Genomic DNA, 16,834 nt, shown 5'->3' on the forward strand with positions numbered 1-16,834 from the left:
CGGAGGTCCGGCAGCCTGGTCTCGACCGCACGGTTCCACGGTGCACCGGGGCCGCTTCACTCGCAGCGGCGCTCAGATCGGTTCGCGGCCGTGGCACCCTGGTCCCGTGAGCTTCACGCATCTTGATGACCGGGGCCAGGCCCGCATGGTCGACGTCACCGCAAAGCAGCCGACGATCCGCTCCGCGACGGCGTCGGGCACCGTCCGCTGCGGTCCCGACGTGGTGCGGGCGCTGCGCGACGGCGCGGTACCCAAGGGTGACGTGCTGGCGGTGGCCCGCATCGCGGGTATCGCCGCCGCCAAGAGGACGCCGGAGCTGCTGCCGCTGGCGCACGTGATCGGCGTGCACGGTGCGGCGGTGGACCTCGAGGTCACCGACGACGGCGTCGTGATCTCGGCGACCGTCCGTACCGCCGACCGCACGGGTGTGGAGATGGAGGCGCTCACCGCGGTGGCGGTGGCCGGCCTCGCCGTGGTCGACATGGTCAAGGGACTGGACAAGTCCGTCTCGCTCGCCGACGTGCGCCTCGAGCGCAAGACGGGCGGCAAGTCGGGCGACTGGGTGCGTGCGGAATGATCACCGTCCGCTACTTCGCCGGCGCCCGCGAGGCCGCCGGGGTCACCACCGACCAGCTGGGCGGGCCGACGTCGGTCGCCGCCCTCCGCGAGGTCCTCGCCGAGTCCCGTCCGGGCCTGGTCCCGGTGCTGCCGAGGTGCGCGCTGCTGGTGGCGGGCGCTCGGGCGACGTCCGACGAGGCGGAGGTCCCCGACGGCGTCACGGTGGACGTGCTCCCCCCTTTCGCCGGCGGCTGACCCGCTCTGGCGAGGAGCCGTGGCGGCTCTACGTCGACGTGGGCAGCGGGTGGTCGCCGCCCTCGAGCTGGGAGCGGACGTGGGGCCAGAGCGTGAGCACCACCTCGAGCCCGTCCCGGACGCCGCCGGACGACCCGGGCAGGTTCACGACGAGCGCCCGTCCCCCGTCGGCCGCACGGGCCAGGCCCGCCAGTCCTCGGGAGAGCGCGGCGGTCGGCACGCCCGCTGCGATGCCCTGCTGGCGGACGACCTCGGCGATCCCCGGGATCTCGTAGTCGAGCACCGTGCGCGTCCCCTCGGGCGTGAGGTCGCGCGGGGTGATCCCCGTGCCACCGGTGGTGATCACCAGCCGGGCTCCGTCGTCGAGCGCGGCCCGCAGCCCGTCCCGGACCGACTCGACGCCGTCGGGCACCAGGTGGTTGCGCACGTCGGTGAGCCCGGCCTCCCGGAGCAGCGACACCGCCGTCGGGCCGGACCGGTCCTCGGCCTCACCACGTGCGCAACGGTCGGACACAGTGATCACCGCTACCCGGTCGGACGTCATACCGACACGCTATCGGCCTCCGGCTGCTGGGGCTGCGCTGCCTCGGCGGCCTTGTTCCGGCGGTGCGCGCGCACGGACCACGCCACGGCGGCGAGCCAGGCGACCCACACCACTATGTAGACGGCGATCTTCACGCCGTCGGTGGCGGCGATCCAGTCGCTGTTGAGCAGGGTCCGGGAGTTGGTGAGGACGATGACGCCGCCCACGAGCGAGCCGAGGACGCGCGGCGGTACGAGCCGCACCAGCCACGCGGCGATCGGTGCGGCGATCACGCCGCCGATGAGCAGGGCGAGCACCCAGGTGAAGTCGATGCCCTCGCCGCTGAGACCGACGAAGAAGCCCACGCTGGCCGCGATCGCCACGAAGAACTCGCTGGTGTCGATCGAGCCGATCACCTTGCGCGGCTCCATGCGGCCGCTCGCCAGGATCGCGGGAGTGCCCACGGGGCCCCAGCCACCGCCACCGGTGGCATCCATGAAGCCGGCGACGAGGCCGAGCGGCGTGAGGAAGCGGCGGCGCAGCGGCTTGTTCGAGCGGGTCGGCAGGCCCTGCAGCGTGAAGCGGAGCAGCACGTAGAGGCCGAGCGCCAGCAGGATCAGGGACATCACCGGTGCGGCGACCTCGGTCGAGAGCGAGGACAGGAACGTGGCGCCGGCGAAGGCACCGATCGCACCGGGGATGCCGATGCGAGCCACCACCTTCCAGTCCACGTTGCCGAAGCGCCAGTGGGATGCTCCGGACGCGAGGGTGGTGCCGATCTCCGCGAGGTGCACCGTGGCCGACGCCGCGGCGGGGTTCGTGCCGATCGCCAGCAGCAGCGTGGTCGAGGTCACGCCGTAGGCCATGCCAAGACTGCCGTCCACCAGCTGGGCGCCGAGGCCGACGAGCGCCAGCAGGATCAGGGTTCTCATGGTCTTCGACCTTCCACGTCCGGGGATACGGCACAGGCCGCGTCTGGACGGCCGGAGTCAGAGTAACCACCTAACCCGGTCGGAAACAACAGGCATTCCACCCATCGGATAAGTAGGTACGCCGACGGCAGCGGAGCAGGCCGCAGGCTCGGGGTCTTGCGGAACCGGCCGGGTTGCCTAGGAGTTGGCCCAGGCCGAGTCGCCCTGGGTCAGGGCGCGCACGTCGTCGGGCAGTGTGCCCGAGACCAGGTCGGCGAGGGAGACCGCCTCCAGCACCGCGCGGACGTTGGCGCGCAGCGCCACCCACACGTGGAGCAGGGGCGCGGCAGGGCCTTGGAACTCCAGGTCCGACGGCCGGTTGCCGCGGACGAAGACGAGCGGACCGTCGACAGCGCGCACGACGTCGGCGATGGTGATGGAATCCGCCGCGCGGGCCAGCCGGTAGCCGCCGCCGGCACCTCGGTGGCTCGTGACCAGCCCGTCGCGGCGCAGATCGCTCAGGATCCCCTCGAGGAAGCGGTGCGGAATATCCTGGGCGCGGGCCAGGGCCTCGGCGCGGACAGGTCCGTCGTGGTCGGCAGCCGCCAGCTCGGCGGCTGCCCGGACGGCGTAGTCGGCTCGTGCGGAGATCCTCATGCATCCCATTCTCTCCTGTACGTCGCGCGCAGCGTGCCGGGATAACCTCGGCACCGTGTCGGGAGTCGCGAAGTCGCCAACCGGAGCGCCGCGCCGGGCGCTCGCGCCGCGCGTGGCCGCTGCACTGAGCGTCAGCCTGGTCCTGACGGGGTGCGCACCGGAGCCCGACGGCGAGCAGCTGACCGTGCTGGCCGCCGCCTCCCTGCGTGAGCCGTTCGCCGCGCTCGAGACCACGTTCGAGGAAGAGCACCCTGGAGTGGACGTCACGATCTCGTTCGGCGGTTCTTCCGACCTCGCCGACCAGGTCGAGGCCGGTGCGCCCGCCGACGTCGTCGCCACCGCGGACGAACGCACCATGGCTCGTCTGTCGGACGCCGGCCTGGTCGCCTCGCCGACCGTCTTCGCCACGAACGTGCTCACGATCGTGGTGCCCACCGGCAACCCCTCGGGCGTCGAGAGCCTCACTGACCTGGGCCGACGCGACGTCGACGTGGTGCTCTGCGCACCGGAGGTCCCGTGCGGCCGTGCTGCAGCCGCGGTGACCGAGGGCGCCGGCGTCACCCCGCACACGGTGAGCGCCGAGCCGAGCGTCACGGACGTGCTGGCGAAGGTCGCCCTCGGCGAGGCGGACGCAGGCCTCGTCTACGTCACCGACGCAGCCACGGAGCCCGACGACGTCGAGACCGTCCACACGCCCGAAGCCGCCGACGTCGTCAACCGGTATCCCCTGGCAGTGCTCTCCGACCCGCCCACCCCCGACCTCGCCGACGAGTGGGTAGCCCTCGTCACGGGCGCGGAGGGCCGGTCGGTACTGTCGGAGGCAGGGTTCGGCACCCCGTGAACGGCCTGCCGCGCTGGGTGGTCCTCCCTGCGGTGCTCGGGGCGCTGCTGGTGGTGCTGCCGGTCGCGTCGCTGCTGACCCGGGTCGACGTCGGCTCGCTCTGGCCCCTCCTGACGGCCCCAGGTGCCCGCGACGCGCTCTGGCTGTCGCTGCGCACCTCGGTCGTCGCGACGGTCCTGTGCGTGGCGCTCGGCGTGCCGCTCGCGCTGCTCCTGGCGCGCGCCGCGTTCCCCGGACGACGGGTCGTACGCGCCCTGCTCCTGCTCCCGCTCGTGCTGCCGCCCGTGGTGGGCGGCCTGGCGCTGCTGACCCTGCTCGGGCGCAGCGGGCTGCTGGGCGGTGTGCTCGAGGTCCTCGGGATGCGCGTCCCGTTCACGACGGCGGCCGTGGTGCTCGCACAGGCATTCGTGGCCCTCCCGTTCCTGGTCCTGACGCTGGACGGCGCCCTGCGGTCCCACGACACAGCGCACGAGGACGTCGCCGCGACGCTCGGCGCCCGGCCGACCCGGATCCTGCTGCGGGTGACGCTGCCCGCCCTCGCGCCGGCGCTGGTCTCGGGAACGGTCCTGGCCTTCGCCCGCGCGCTCGGCGAGTTCGGCGCGACCATCACGTTCGCGGGCGCGCTCCAGGGCGTTACCCAGACCCTGCCCCTCGAGATCTACCTGCAGCGCTCGTCCGACCCCGACGCCGCCGTAGCGCTCTCCCTCGTGCTGGTGGTCGTCGCGCTGGCGATCATCATCGCCGCGTACGGTCCGTGGTTCCCTCAGGTCCCCGAGCAGGGTGCCGCCGGCACCGGTGGACCGACGCCGGCGAACGGCCGGACCTCACCAAGCCCGGCGGCCGAACCGGACGGGTGGTCGTCCGCGGCCGCTCGACCCGGCGGGCGGCCGCGCGGTACCGGAGGCGGCGGACCGGCGCTCGACGCGGCGGCAGCCGGCGGGCCCGTCGCCGGCGGAGCGACGGTGGGCGGCCGGGCCAGGCCGCCCGCCCCGCTGCACGTGCGCCTCCGGGTACCGGAACGTGGCGTCGACCTCGCCATCGACGTGGCGCCGGGCGAGGTCGTCGCCGTCCTGGGGCCGAACGGTGCGGGCAAGTCGACCTTGCTCCAGGCCGTAGCGGGCCTCGGCGGTCACCGCGGAGACGTCACTGTCACGATCGGGGACCGTGTCCTCGCCGGTCCCGGTGTACGCACCACACCGCCGCGTGACCGGCGCGTCGGCTGGCTCGGGCAGCGTGCCCTGCTGCTGCGGCACCTGTCGGTGGTCGACAACGTGGCCTTCGGCCCCGTCTCCCGGGGTATGTCACGGGACGCGGCCCGCGCTCTCGCGATGTCCCTCCTGTCCGACGTCGGTGCCGCGCACCTCGCAGGCCGCCGCCCCCACGAGCTCTCGGGCGGCCAGGGGCAGCGTGTGGCGATCGCTCGGGCGCTGGCCACCGACCCCGACGTGCTGCTCGTGGACGAACCGTTCTCGGCGCTCGACGTCGGTGCAGCCCAGCATGCCCGGCTGCTGCTGCAGGCGGCGCACCGGGCCGCGCCCCGCACCACCCTGCTCGTCACGCACGACCTGCTGGACGTCGCCCAGCTCGCCGACCGGGTCGTCGTGCTCGAGGAAGGCCGTGTGGTCGAGGACGGTCCAGCCGGCGAGGTGCTCACGCGGCCGCGGTCGACGTTCGGCGGGCGCTTCGCCGGCGTGAACCTGCTGGTGGGCAGGGTGGTGAGGGCTGCAGCCGGAGGCGGGCGCGGGCGTGCGGCCGAAGCCGCCGAGGGGTCGAGCGCGGAGGTGGCCACCACGCTCGGCGAGGTCCACGGCACCACGGAGGACGTGCTCGACGCCGGCGCGGAGGCCGTCGCCCTCTTCGAACCGCGCGCGGTGTCGGTGCACCGGGACCCACCAGGTGGGAGCCCACGCAACGCCTTCCGGGTCCTGCTGACCGGGATCGAACCCCATGGCCCCCTGTTGCGGATGTGGGCCACCGCCGGACGACGCCCACACACCGAACCCGGTACCGGGGACACCGGGGCTGCCTGCGCGGACAGCCCGACGGCCCCGACGCAGATAGCCGCCGACCTCACGCCCGCCGCCGTCGCCGAGCTCGGCGCGGTGCCCGGGGAACGGCTCTGGTTCGTCGTGAAGGCAGCCGAGGTGACGGTGCTCCTGCGGTAGGGGCTCTCGGCCCCCGCCCGCTGGCGTCGCCGTCAGGCCAGGATCTGGCCCACGCGCTGCGCCGAGGCCGCGAACGAGCCGGTCAGCGGCAGCTCGGGCAGGATGACTGCCTGGGCGGCGTGATAGACATCGGGCTTGCCGACCCACGTGCGGCCCGACGGCCGGTTCTCCGTGTCGAGCTCGTGGTGCCAGGACCCGTGCTCGGTGTCGATCAGGTTCGCCTGGATCCACGCCCACCACTCGGCCTCGAGCTCCGCGTAGCGCGCCTCGCCCGTGACCCGCCCCAGCACGTGCGCGGTGGCGACCGCCTCGGCGGCAACCCAGTGGAAGCGGCGCGCCTCGACCGGCGTACCCGACCAGTCGGTCGTGTAGACGAAGCCGCCACCGTCGACGTCCCAGCCGTCCGCGACCGCGCGGTCGAACAGCGCGACGGCCGCTTCGGTCCGGCGCCCCTCCGTGCCGGCCTCCGCGTCGATCTGCAGCAGCAGCCGGGACCACTCGAGACCGTGGCCGGGTGTCGCGCCGTACGGCTTGAACGGGTCATGGGGCCGGTCCGCGTTGTACTCGAGCTGCGGGGTCCACGCGGCATCGAAGTGCTCCGGAATCCGCCACTCGTTCGACGAGGCCCAGCCCACCACGCGGTCCCCGATCGCCGCCGCCCGCTCCAGCCACAGGCCGTCGCCCGTCGCGGCGTGCGCGGCGAGCAGTGCCTCGACGGAGTGCATGTTCGCATTCACCCCGCGGTAGTCCGACGCCGAAGTCCAGTCGCGTGACCGCTCGTCCAGGTGCAGCTCGTGCTCCGGCTCCCAGAACCGGGCGTCGAGCACCGCGAGAGCCATGGTGAGCAGCTCTGACGCACCGCGGATACCGGCAACCTTGCCGGTCGACGCGGCAAGCACCACGAAGGCATGCGCGTAGGCCTCTTTGGTGCCGACCAGCTCGTCGCCCTCGCCCCTGGCAGCGAGCCACCCGCCGAACTCGGCGTCGGCCAGCACGTCCCGGAGACCGCTGATAGCCCGCGCGGCATACTCGTCGGCACCGCTCACCCCCAGCAGATGCCCGACCGCGAAGATGTGCGCCATCCGCGACGTGATCCACGTTTCCACCGGGTGTGAATCGTCGGGGCGGCCCTCGTCGTCGAGCCAACAGGCGGCCCCGTCCGCACGGATCGAGCCCTCGGCGAAACGCAGCAGCGAGACGAAGTGGTCCCTGCGCCACGAGGCCCCAGTGGTGCCTGCGGACTGGTTGCTGGTGGTGCCCGCACCGGTGCGGGTTGTGTCTGCGTTCACACAGTCACGATAGCCGGGGCGGCTGTGTGCCCGGCAACTTGCCCAGGGACGCGGCCGGCCGCACCTGCCCTGCACCGTCGTGGGTGGGGCCTGGTCGGGGGTTCCAGTGGTCATGAGGGAAATGCAGTCAGGGGGTGGAACCCGCACCAACCCCTGAAGGGTTGTGCGGGTTCCACCCCCTGCTGGGAATGGTTGTCCGGCGGCGTCCTACTCTCCCACCCCGTCTCCAGGGCAGTACCATCGGCGCTGTAGGGCTGAGCTTCCGGGTTCGGAATGGGACCGGGCGTTTCCCCTACGCTATGACCACCGTAACACTATCGAGAAGGCAAACCCCCAGCCCACCCACACACACCCACCCACTCAAGAGAGTAGTGGTGCGGGGGTGTAAAAGGGGTTGGTGCCCGTGACTCGGGAACCGCATAGTGGACGCGTCAACAATCAATGAAACTTATTAGCCATGAAGATGTGTTGTGAAGTTATCGGCAGTTAGTACCGGTCAGCTCCGACAGTCGTTAGTCCTGTCTTCCACATCCGGCCTATCAACCCAGTGGTCTGCTGGGTGCCTCTCACACCACAAGGGTGTCTGGAAACCTCATCTCGAAGCAGGCTTCCCGCTTAGATGCTTTCAGCGGTTATCCCTTCCGAACGTAGCCAACCAGCCGTGCTCCTGGCGGAACAACTGGCACACCAGAGGTTCGTCCGTCCCGGTCCTCTCGTACTAGGGACAGCCCTTCTCAAGTTTCCTGCGCGCGCAGCGGATAGGGACCGAACTGTCTCACGACGTTCTAAACCCAGCTCGCGTACCGCTTTAATGGGCGAACAGCCCAACCCTTGGGACCTACTCCAGCCCCAGGATGCGACGAGCCGACATCGAGGTGCCAAACCATGCCGTCGATATGGACTCTTGGGCAAGATCAGCCTGTTATCCCCGGGGTACCTTTTATCCGTTGAGCGACGGCGCTTCCACAAGCCACCGCCGGATCACTAGTTCCGACTTTCGTCCCTGCTCGACCTGTCGGTCTCACAGTCAAGCTCCCTTGTGCACTTGCACTCGACACCTGATTGCCAACCAGGCTGAGGGAACCTTTGAGCGCCTCCGTTACATTTTAGGAGGCAACCGCCCCAGTTAAACTACCCACCAGGCACTGTCCCTGATCCGGATTACGGACCGAGGTTAGACATCCGAAGCGATCAGAGTGGTATTTCAACAATGACTCCACCCGAGCTGGCGCCCGGACTTCACAGTCTCCCACCTATCCTACACAAACCGCACCGAACACCAATACCAAGCTATAGTAAAGGTCCCGGGGTCTTTCCGTCCTGCTGCGCGTAACGAGCATCTTTACTCGTAGTGCAATTTCGCCGAGTTCGCGGTTGAGACAGCGGAGAAGTCGTTACGCCATTCGTGCAGGTCGGAACTTACCCGACAAGGAATTTCGCTACCTTAGGATGGTTATAGTTACCACCGCCGTTTACTGGGGCTTAAATTCTGAGCTTCGCCCGAAGGCTGACTCGTCCTCTTAACCTTCCAGCACCGGGCAGGCGTCAGTCCGTATACATCGTCTTGCGACTTCGCACGGACCTGTGTTTTTAGTAAACAGTCGCTTCTCCCTGGTCTCTGCGGCCCTCCCCGCGTCCCCCAGCAAGTGGGTTAACGGTTCAGGCCCCCCTTCTCCCGAAGTTACGGGGGCATTTTGCCGAGTTCCTTAACCACGATTCTCTCGATCGCCTTAGTATTCTCTACCTGACCACCTGAGTCGGTTTAGGGTACGGGCGGCTAGTCCCTCGCGTCGAGGCTTTTCTAGGCAGCATAGGATCACCAGATTCCCGCATACACGGTCACTATCAGCTCTCACCCTTAATGCCCCACGGATTTGCCTATGGGACGGGCTACAACCTTGGACGTGGACAACCATCGCCACGCCTGGCTACCTTCCTGCGTCACCCCTGTTAACACGCTTACCTACTACCGGATCAGGTCCCACGCCTTACTCACGATGACACCCGAAGGTGTCGGTGTGAGCTCGGGGTGGTTAGTATCACCGGGCTCGGTATGGGCGGTACTTCGCCGGTAGGAGAATATCAACTCCTTGTCCATCGACTACGCCTGTCGGCCTCGCCTTAGGTCCCGACTTACCCAGGGCGGATGAACCTGGCCCTGGAACCCTTGGTCATTCGGCGGACGGGATTCACACCCGTCATTCGCTACTCATGCCTGCATTCTCACTCGTGTAGGCTCCACCGCTGGATCACTCCGCGACTTCACTGCCCACACGACGCTCCCCTACCCACCCACACACCTGAACACACACCACAAGGGCGCATGCTGGGCTAACGTGTGAGTGCCACGGCTTCGGCGGTGTGCTTGAGCCCCGCTACATTGTCGGCGCGGAATCACTTGACCAGTGAGCTATTACGCACTCTTTCAAGGGTGGCTGCTTCTAAGCCAACCTCCTGGTTGTCTGTGCAACTCCACATCCTTTCCCACTGAGCACACGCTTAGGGGCCTTAGCCGGTGATCTGGGCTGTTTCCCTCTCGACCACGGAGCTTATCCCCCGCAGTCTCACTGCCGCGCTTGCACTTACCGGCATTCGGAGTTTGGCTGACGTCAGTAACCTGGTGAGGCCCATTAGCCATCCAGTAGCTCTACCTCCGGTAAGAAACACGCGACGCTGCACCTAAATGCATTTCGGGGAGAACCAGCTATCACGAAGTTTGATTGGCCTTTCACCCCTAACCACAGGTCATCCCCCAGGTTTTCAACCCTGGTGGGTTCGGTCCTCCACGCCGTCTTACCGGCGCTTCAACCTGCCCATGGCTAGATCACTTCGCTTCGGGTCTAGACCCGGCGACTCAATCGCCCTATTCGGACTCGCTTTCGCTACGGATACCCCACACGGGTTAACCTCGCCACCGAGCACTAACTCGCAGGCTCATTCTTCAAAAGGCACGCCGTCACCCCTACTATGGAGGCTCCGACGGATTGTAGGCACACGGTTTCAGGTACTATTTCACTCCCCTCCCGGGGTACTTTTCACCTTTCCCTCACGGTACTTGTCCGCTATCGGTCACTAGGTAGTATTTAGGCTTAGCAAGTGGTCTTGCCAGATTCACACGAGATTTCACGGGCCCCGTGCTACTTGGGATCCCCTCCACCAGGCCGCGCCATTTCGTCTACGGGACTCCCACCCACTACGGTCCGGTATTCAACCCGGTTCGACTATGACACGACTTTCTTACTGGCTGGAAGACTGTCAGATCTTCCCAGAAGGTCCCACAACCCCGCACACGCAACGCCTGACAGCTTGACACGCATACGGTTTGGCCTCATCCGCTTTCGCTCGCCACTACTCACGGAATATCTCTTCCTGTCGGTACTGAGATGTTTCACTTCCCGACGTTCCCTCCACACGCCCTATACATTCAGGCGCGGGTAACCGAACATGACTTCGGCTGGGTTCCCCCATTCGGAGACCCTCGGATCACAGCTCGTCTGCCAACTCCCCGAGGATTATCGCAGGCTACAACGTCCTTCTTCGGCTCCTAGTGCCAAGGCATCCACCAATGTGCCCTAAAAAACTTCGAACAACACTACAATCACAGAAACCAAGATGACCACAAAACAAGGAACCACACACCCGAAAGCACATGGCCCACCATTTCACGGTCGCAATCTTGGAAAATTTCAAAGATGCTCGCGTCCACTATGCAGTTCTCAAGCAACGGACGAACCCACCAGGCAACCCGTGACACCACACCCACCACTGAACCAGTCAGCATGAGCGGGTATGACACGAACCTCGTGACCCGTACTCGAACCAGAAACACCCGACACATGGCCGGTGGTCTCAGGACCCAACAGTGTGCTTGGCGAACCCCCACCCCCGGCAGACCGCGTTCCAACCCGTGACAAGCACCGGCGTACTAGCAGCCACCCCGAACGAGGAAGACTCTTCGTCAATGTTCCACCCATGAGCAACCACCCCAGACACGAACGGCCTGGGCCTGGCCTCTGCCACCAGCACCAACCATCGCCCCGAAGAGCGGCCCCGAAGAGCTGGCCGGCGACCCCACGATGTGAGGCCTGATGGAGATGAGCTCCTTAGAAAGGAGGTGATCCAGCCGCACCTTCCGGTACGGCTACCTTGTTACGACTTAGTCCCAATCGCCAGTCCCACCTTCGACCACTCCCTCCCACAAGGGGTTGGGCCGTGAGCTTCGGGTGTTACCAACTTTCGTGACTTGACGGGCGGTGTGTACAAGGCCCGGGAACGTATTCACCGCAGCGTTGCTGATCTGCGATTACTAGCGACTCCGACTTCACGGGGTCGAGTTGCAGACCCCGATCCGAACTGAGACCGGCTTTTTGGGATTCGCTCCACCTCACGGTATCGCAGCCCTCTGTACCGGCCATTGTAGCATGCGTGAAGCCCAAGACATAAGGGGCATGATGATTTGACGTCATCCCCACCTTCCTCCGAGTTGACCCCGGCAGTCTCCCATGAGTCCCCGGCATAACCCGCTGGCAACATAGGATAAGGGTTGCGCTCGTTGCGGGACTTAACCCAACATCTCACGACACGAGCTGACGACAACCATGCACCACCTGTGTACGAGTGTCCAAAGAGAACCCCATCTCTGGGGCTTTCTCGTACATGTCAAGCCTTGGTAAGGTTCTTCGCGTTGCATCGAATTAATCCGCATGCTCCGCCGCTTGTGCGGGCCCCCGTCAATTCCTTTGAGTTTTAGCCTTGCGGCCGTACTCCCCAGGCGGGGCACTTAATGCGTTAGCTACGGCACAGAACGAGTGGAACCCGCCCCACACCTAGTGCCCAACGTTTACGGCATGGACTACCAGGGTATCTAATCCTGTTCGCTCCCCATGCTTTCGCTCCTCAGCGTCAGTAACTGCCCAGAGACCTGCCTTCGCCATCGGTGTTCCTCCTGATATCTGCGCATTCCACCGCTACACCAGGAATTCCAGTCTCCCCTACAGTACTCTAGTCTGCCCGTACCCGATGCAAGCCCACAGTTGAGCCATGGGATTTCACACCAGACGCGACAGACCGCCTACGAGCTCTTTACGCCCAATAATTCCGGACAACGCTTGCGCCCTACGTATTACCGCGGCTGCTGGCACGTAGTTAGCCGGCGCTTCTTCTGCAGGTACCGTCACTTTCGCTTCTTCCCTGCTGAAAGAGGTTTACAACCCGAAGGCCGTCATCCCTCACGTGGCGTCGCTGCATCAGGCTTTCGCCCATTGTGCAATATTCCCCACTGCTGCCTCCCGTAGGAGTCTGGGCCGTGTCTCAGTCCCAGTGTGGCCGGTCGCCCTCTCAGGCCGGCTACCCGTCGACGCCTTGGTAGGCCATTACCCCACCAACAAGCTGATAGGCCGCGAGCCCATCCCCCACCGAAAAACTTTCCAACACACACCATGCGGTACGTGTTCATATCCGGTATTAGACCTCGTTTCCAAGGCTTATCCCGAAGTAGGGGGCAGGTTGCTCACGTGTTACTCACCCGTTCGCCACTGATCCACCCAGCAAGCTGGGCTTCACCGTTCGACTTGCATGTGTTAAGCACGCCACCAGCGTTCGTCCTGAGCCAGGATCAAACTCTCCGTAAAAGAGAAACATCCACACCCACCCCAAAAGGGCAGGCACGAACAATGATACCGGCCAGACCAATCTGATGATTAAGATCTGTCCAAACAACCCCTCACAGAACATGACCACACCAACCGAACGGTCAGCACAGCCACACCCACAAGGGTTAAAACTTTGGCATTGACTATCAAGCACACTGTTGAGTTCTCAAACAACCGACGCACACCGTCAGAGTCATCATCTTCTAGATGCTGACCCCATCCGGGGCAACCTCTTCAACTTACCAGACCGGATCCCGCCCCGCAAACTCGCTAATCCTGATGGACCAGCATGCTCTATACGAGAGGATCCACATCCGATATCCCGCAAGGCAATACGATCTGCCTTGCATCAGAGATGGGATCCAGCCCCGGCGCGGCCACTCGGACCGTTTCCGGCCCTCGTGTCCGTCGGCCCGTCGGGCTGACATCCAGAACAGTACGTCAGGTGCTGGGGTGCGTCAAAGCCGGGGCCGGTGACGGCGGACACAGAGCCGCTGTTCACCGACTGTTTTTCCAAGAGCGCCTCAGGTTCGAGCGACCCGAGGCCATGTCGAGGGCCGTTGCCGCCCCCTGGAGCCGTCGCTTGGGCGTGGCCAGGCCAAGAACTCCCCCGGTCGGCCATGTGTACGTAATCTTTGATTCAGATTTCGCCATCAACGCAAACGAGCGCTCGCGCGGCCCGAACCGGCAGGCCCGCACGGCCCCCGAGACGCCGTCGGGCCGGCGGCCGCCAGGCCAATGGGGCGGGAGCCTTACCTCGAGGTGGAGCCCAGGCTCAGGCCGAGCATTTCTTCGAGCTCCCCGTGCGAGACGCCGTAGGTCTCGACGACGCGGGCGCCGCCGCCGGGCGAAGCGTCCGGCCCGACGTCGAGTACCGCGACGTCGCTGTAGATCCGCGACACACAACCGACGCCCGTGAGCGGAAGCGTGCACTCGGTGACGAGCTTGGGCTGGCCGTCCTTGGTCAGCAGCTTCATCATGACGACAGTCCGCTTGGCGCCCACGGCAAGGTCCATCGCCCCTCCGACCGCGGGGACCGCACCGGGCTCACCGGTGGACCAGTTCGCGAGGTCGCCTGATACCGACACCTGGAACGCGCCCAGCACACAGACGTCGATGTGGCCGCCGCGCATCATCGCGAACGAGTCGGCCTGGTGAAAGTACGAGGCGCCGGCACGCTCGGTCACGGGGACCTTGCCCGCGTTGATCAGCTCCGGGTCCACGTGCTCCGGATGCGGCGTCGGTCCCATACCCAGCAGCCCGTTCTCCGTGTGCAGGGTGATGCCGGAACCCTCGGGCAGGTGTTCGGCCACGAGCGTCGGAAGCCCGATGCCCAGGTTCACGTACGAGCCGGGCCGGATGTCGGCGGCCACGCGAGCAGCCATCTGCACCGTGGACAACGGGGCGGTACCTCGTGCACCGCCCGGGATCACCTCCGCGCTCACGTGGCAGCTCCCCGTTCTGAGGGCCGCGCGCCCGCGAGCGTGGTCGAGCCCTCTATCGGCACCACCGCGTCGACGTAGATGCCAGGTGTCACCACCGTCTCGGGATCGATCGCCCCGGCGGGCACCACCTCGTTCACCTGAACCACCGTCCTCTGCGCTGCCGTAGCCATGACCGGTCCGAAGTTCCGGGCCGTCTTGCGGTAGACGAGGTTGCCTGCGCCGTCGGCCCTGAATGCCTTGACCAGGGCGAGGTCGGCGCGGAGCGGGGACTCGAAGACCATCGGGACGCCGTCGATCACCCGGGTCTCCTTGCCCGCGGCGAGCGGCGTGCCGTAACCGGTCGGCGTGAAGAAGCCGCCCAGGCCGGCCCCTGCCGCTCGGATCCGCTCGGCCAGGTTCCCCTGTGGCACCAGCTCGAGCTCGATCCGGCCTGCACGGTAGGCCGCGTCGAAGTGCCAGGAGTCCACCTGGCGGGGAAAGGAGCAGACGATGCGGCGAACACGGCCGAGGTGGATCAGTCGCGCCAGCGCGTCGTCACCGTTGCCCGCGTTGTTCGAGACGACGACGAGATCGCCCGCGCCGTGTTCCAGCAGCGCCTCGATGAGCTCGACCGGCTGCCCTGCGGGTCCGAACCCGCCGATCATCACTGTCGAACCGTCGGCGACGTCGCCAAGGGCCTCCGCTGCGGTCGGCGCGAGCTCGACAGTCACGCCGCGCCTCGGCGGCCGCACGGCACGCGCGTCTCGTCGTGGACGATTGCGTGCTTCATGATCTCCACCCCCGCTTGTTCGCAGAGCGCACATACGTTCTATCTGCGCACATTCACGCTAGCAGCGGAGCTCAGGTTCGGGTACGGGCGAGATCGGCCTCGATCTCACGGGCCGCACGCAGCAGCGGCGGCAGGAACTCGGCGACCATCTCCTCGACCGGGCCGCGACGAACCGGGGCGGAGACGTTCACCGCGGCGATCACCCGCCCGCCGGCGTCACACAGCGGTGCGGCGATCGAGCGCAGGCCTTCCTCCAGCTCCTGGTCGACGAGCGCCCAGCCCTGCTCCCGGACCGAAGCCAGCTCGGCGCGCAGCACCCCCTTGTCCGTGATCGTGCGCGCGGTCAACGGCACCAGGGCGGCGGCGGCCAGGAAGGCCTCGCGCTCGCCGTCGGACACGTGCGCAAGGACCGCGCGTCCCATCGAGGTGGCAGACGCCGGGAACCTCGTGCCGACCTGGATGGCAGCGGACATGATGCGGTGAGTGGCCACGCGCGCGACGTAAACGATGTCGGCACCGTCGAGCACCGCCACCGACGACGACTCCCCTACGTCCTCCACCAGCTGCTCCAGGTGGGGCTGCGCCACTTCGGGCAGCGACAGGCTCGACAGGTAGGCGTACCCGAGCTCGAGCACCTGGGGACGGAGCGCGAACACCCGCCCGTCGGTCACCACGTAACCGAGCTCCACCAGGGTGTGCAGGAAGCGGCGTGCCGATGCCCGGCTCAGCTCGGCCTCCCGAGCGACCTCGCTCAAGGTCATCCGAGCGCGATCCGAGCCGAACGCGCGGATCACCGCGAGCCCCCGCTCGAGGGACTGGACGAACTCCCCCGACCGGGTACCGGCGTCCTGAACGATCTCGCTCATCTCGGGTCCTCCCTGCCGCGTGCGCTTCCGCTCTGCATCCTCGGCCGGGCATCCGGCCGCTGCAGCTCGCACACGTGCGACCGGCGGGGGTGCGTCGCCTGGGCGGCACGCCCGTCCGGGGTCCTCCCAGGGCCGACGGCGGAGCGCATCGTTGAGCTCCGACGCCTGCCGCCCTGGTCGCACTCCGAACGGGTGTGCCGCACGTGAACGTAGCGACAGCCCGGAGCCTTGGTCAACAGTCGAGTGGCCTGGGTCACAACCGTGACCCGATCGGGACCTGCGGATGGGGCCGTGACCTGTCGGCTCCCCTGCGCACAACACGCACAACAGAAGAGCCCCGACCGGCATGGTGCCGGTCGGGGCTCTTCGCAGTATGTGCGCCCGAAGGGATTCGAACCCCCAACCTTCTGATCCGTAGTCAGATGCTCTATCCGTTGAGCTACGGGCGCTAGTTGTACTGCACACTACTGGCCTGCCGTTCACACGGCCGACCGACGAGAACATTACCGCCTGTTCGACGTGGGCCCAAACCCAAATCCACCTCAGCAGGGGAGAACTCCGTCACAGCCCTCCGGATGGCCCGCTCGCACCGCACCTACGCCACGGGCCCTTCCACAGAAAAGGCCCCGGGCGTCACGCGCGGCCGGGACCTTCCTGGCGGAGACGGAGGGATTTGAACCCTCGAACGGGTTGCCCCGTTACCACCTTAGCAGGGTGGCGCACTAGACCTGACTATGCGACGTCTCCTCGCGGTTGGCTCTACCAGGTAGGCCCATGCCGCGCGGCCCAGGCTACCTGGCGTACGGCGCGCTGAGCAAAGCGGAGGGCTCGCCGGCGCCTCGATCGACCTCCGATCCGCGGCATCCCGCCGATTTTTCCACCCGAACCCGCAGCCGTGCGGACG

11 protein-coding genes, 2 tRNA genes and 3 rRNA genes are annotated in these 16,834 nt (G+C 66.8%); 4 read left to right on the top strand and 12 right to left on the bottom strand.

What is annotated here, in order from left to right; genetic code table 11:
• Positions 1–106: 106 nt before the first annotated feature.
• The gene (gene moaC, locus ACFS27_RS09580) at positions 107–577 is read left to right on the top strand and encodes a cyclic pyranopterin monophosphate synthase MoaC (protein WP_253870965.1); all 471 of its coding nucleotides are present in this window, start codon (positions 107–109) and stop codon (positions 575–577) included.
• A complete protein-coding gene (locus ACFS27_RS09585) occupies positions 574–813 on the top strand; it encodes a MoaD/ThiS family protein (protein ID WP_377182315.1) in 240 nt (79 codons plus the stop codon). Before moaC ends, ACFS27_RS09585 begins: the two co-directional genes overlap by 4 nt.
• Before the next feature lie 28 nt (positions 814–841).
• Here ACFS27_RS09585 and ACFS27_RS09590 read toward each other — a convergent pair whose 3' ends face one another.
• The 3 genes from ACFS27_RS09590 to ACFS27_RS09600 form a co-directional block, all read right to left on the bottom strand.
• A complete protein-coding gene (locus ACFS27_RS09590) occupies positions 842–1,357 on the bottom strand; it encodes a MogA/MoaB family molybdenum cofactor biosynthesis protein (RefSeq protein WP_377182317.1) in 516 nt (171 codons plus the stop codon).
• Positions 1,354–2,268, bottom strand: a complete 915-nt coding sequence (locus ACFS27_RS09595) for a sulfite exporter TauE/SafE family protein (RefSeq protein ID WP_377182319.1) — start codon at positions 2,266–2,268, stop codon at positions 1,354–1,356. Before ACFS27_RS09595 ends, ACFS27_RS09590 begins: the two co-directional genes overlap by 4 nt.
• Positions 2,269–2,445: 177 nt before the next feature.
• Positions 2,446–2,904, bottom strand: a complete 459-nt coding sequence (locus ACFS27_RS09600) for an RrF2 family transcriptional regulator (RefSeq protein WP_253870973.1) — start codon at positions 2,902–2,904, stop codon at positions 2,446–2,448.
• Between the two features lie 55 nt (positions 2,905–2,959).
• On the opposite strand from ACFS27_RS09600, the gene modA reads away from it, so the two are divergent.
• Both modA and ACFS27_RS09610 read left to right on the top strand, forming a co-directional pair.
• Positions 2,960–3,745, top strand: coding sequence for a molybdate ABC transporter substrate-binding protein (gene modA / locus ACFS27_RS09605; RefSeq protein WP_377182322.1), 786 nt, complete (start codon positions 2,960–2,962; stop codon positions 3,743–3,745).
• Positions 3,742–5,910: an ABC transporter permease gene (locus ACFS27_RS09610; protein ID WP_377182324.1), complete on the top strand. Its 2,169-nt coding sequence runs from the start codon at positions 3,742–3,744 to the stop codon at positions 5,908–5,910. The genes modA and ACFS27_RS09610 overlap by 4 nt, the downstream gene beginning before the upstream one ends.
• Positions 5,911–5,942: 32 nt before the next feature.
• Here the strand turns inward: ACFS27_RS09610 and ACFS27_RS09615 are convergent, their stop codons facing one another.
• The 9 genes from ACFS27_RS09615 to ACFS27_RS09655 all read right to left on the bottom strand — a co-directional run bounded on the left by ACFS27_RS09615 (position 5,943) and on the right by ACFS27_RS09655 (position 16,677).
• Complete coding sequence (locus tag ACFS27_RS09615; protein WP_377182326.1) at positions 5,943–7,199, bottom strand: AGE family epimerase/isomerase; 1,257 nt, start codon at positions 7,197–7,199, stop codon at positions 5,943–5,945.
• Positions 7,200–7,393: 194 nt separating this feature from the next.
• Positions 7,394–7,510: ribosomal RNA gene (gene rrf, locus ACFS27_RS09620) — 5S ribosomal RNA — on the bottom strand.
• A 156-nt stretch (positions 7,511–7,666) separates the two neighbouring features.
• A 23S ribosomal RNA gene (locus tag ACFS27_RS09625) occupies positions 7,667–10,786 on the bottom strand.
• Positions 10,787–11,306: 520 nt separating this feature from the next.
• Positions 11,307–12,829 (bottom strand): 16S ribosomal RNA (locus ACFS27_RS09630).
• The 16S, 23S and 5S rRNA genes sit together here, the layout of an rRNA operon.
• A gap of 773 nt (positions 12,830–13,602) precedes the next feature.
• Positions 13,603–14,235, bottom strand: coding sequence for a 3-oxoacid CoA-transferase subunit B (locus ACFS27_RS09635; protein ID WP_377183672.1), 633 nt, complete (start codon positions 14,233–14,235; stop codon positions 13,603–13,605).
• A gap of 56 nt (positions 14,236–14,291) precedes the next feature.
• Positions 14,292–15,005, bottom strand: a complete 714-nt coding sequence (locus tag ACFS27_RS09640; RefSeq protein ID WP_377182328.1) for a 3-oxoacid CoA-transferase subunit A — start codon at positions 15,003–15,005, stop codon at positions 14,292–14,294.
• 130 nt (positions 15,006–15,135) lie between these two features.
• Positions 15,136–15,930, bottom strand: a complete 795-nt coding sequence (locus ACFS27_RS09645; RefSeq protein ID WP_377182330.1) for an IclR family transcriptional regulator domain-containing protein — start codon at positions 15,928–15,930, stop codon at positions 15,136–15,138.
• Between the two features lie 376 nt (positions 15,931–16,306).
• A tRNA-Arg gene (locus tag ACFS27_RS09650) sits at positions 16,307–16,379 on the bottom strand.
• A 206-nt stretch (positions 16,380–16,585) separates the two neighbouring features.
• Positions 16,586–16,677 (bottom strand) — tRNA-Ser (locus ACFS27_RS09655).
• Between the last annotated feature and the right edge of the window lie 157 nt (positions 16,678–16,834).

This window comes from Promicromonospora vindobonensis (genome assembly GCF_042685865.1).
Classification (GTDB): domain Bacteria; phylum Actinomycetota; class Actinomycetes; order Actinomycetales; family Cellulomonadaceae; genus Promicromonospora; species Promicromonospora vindobonensis.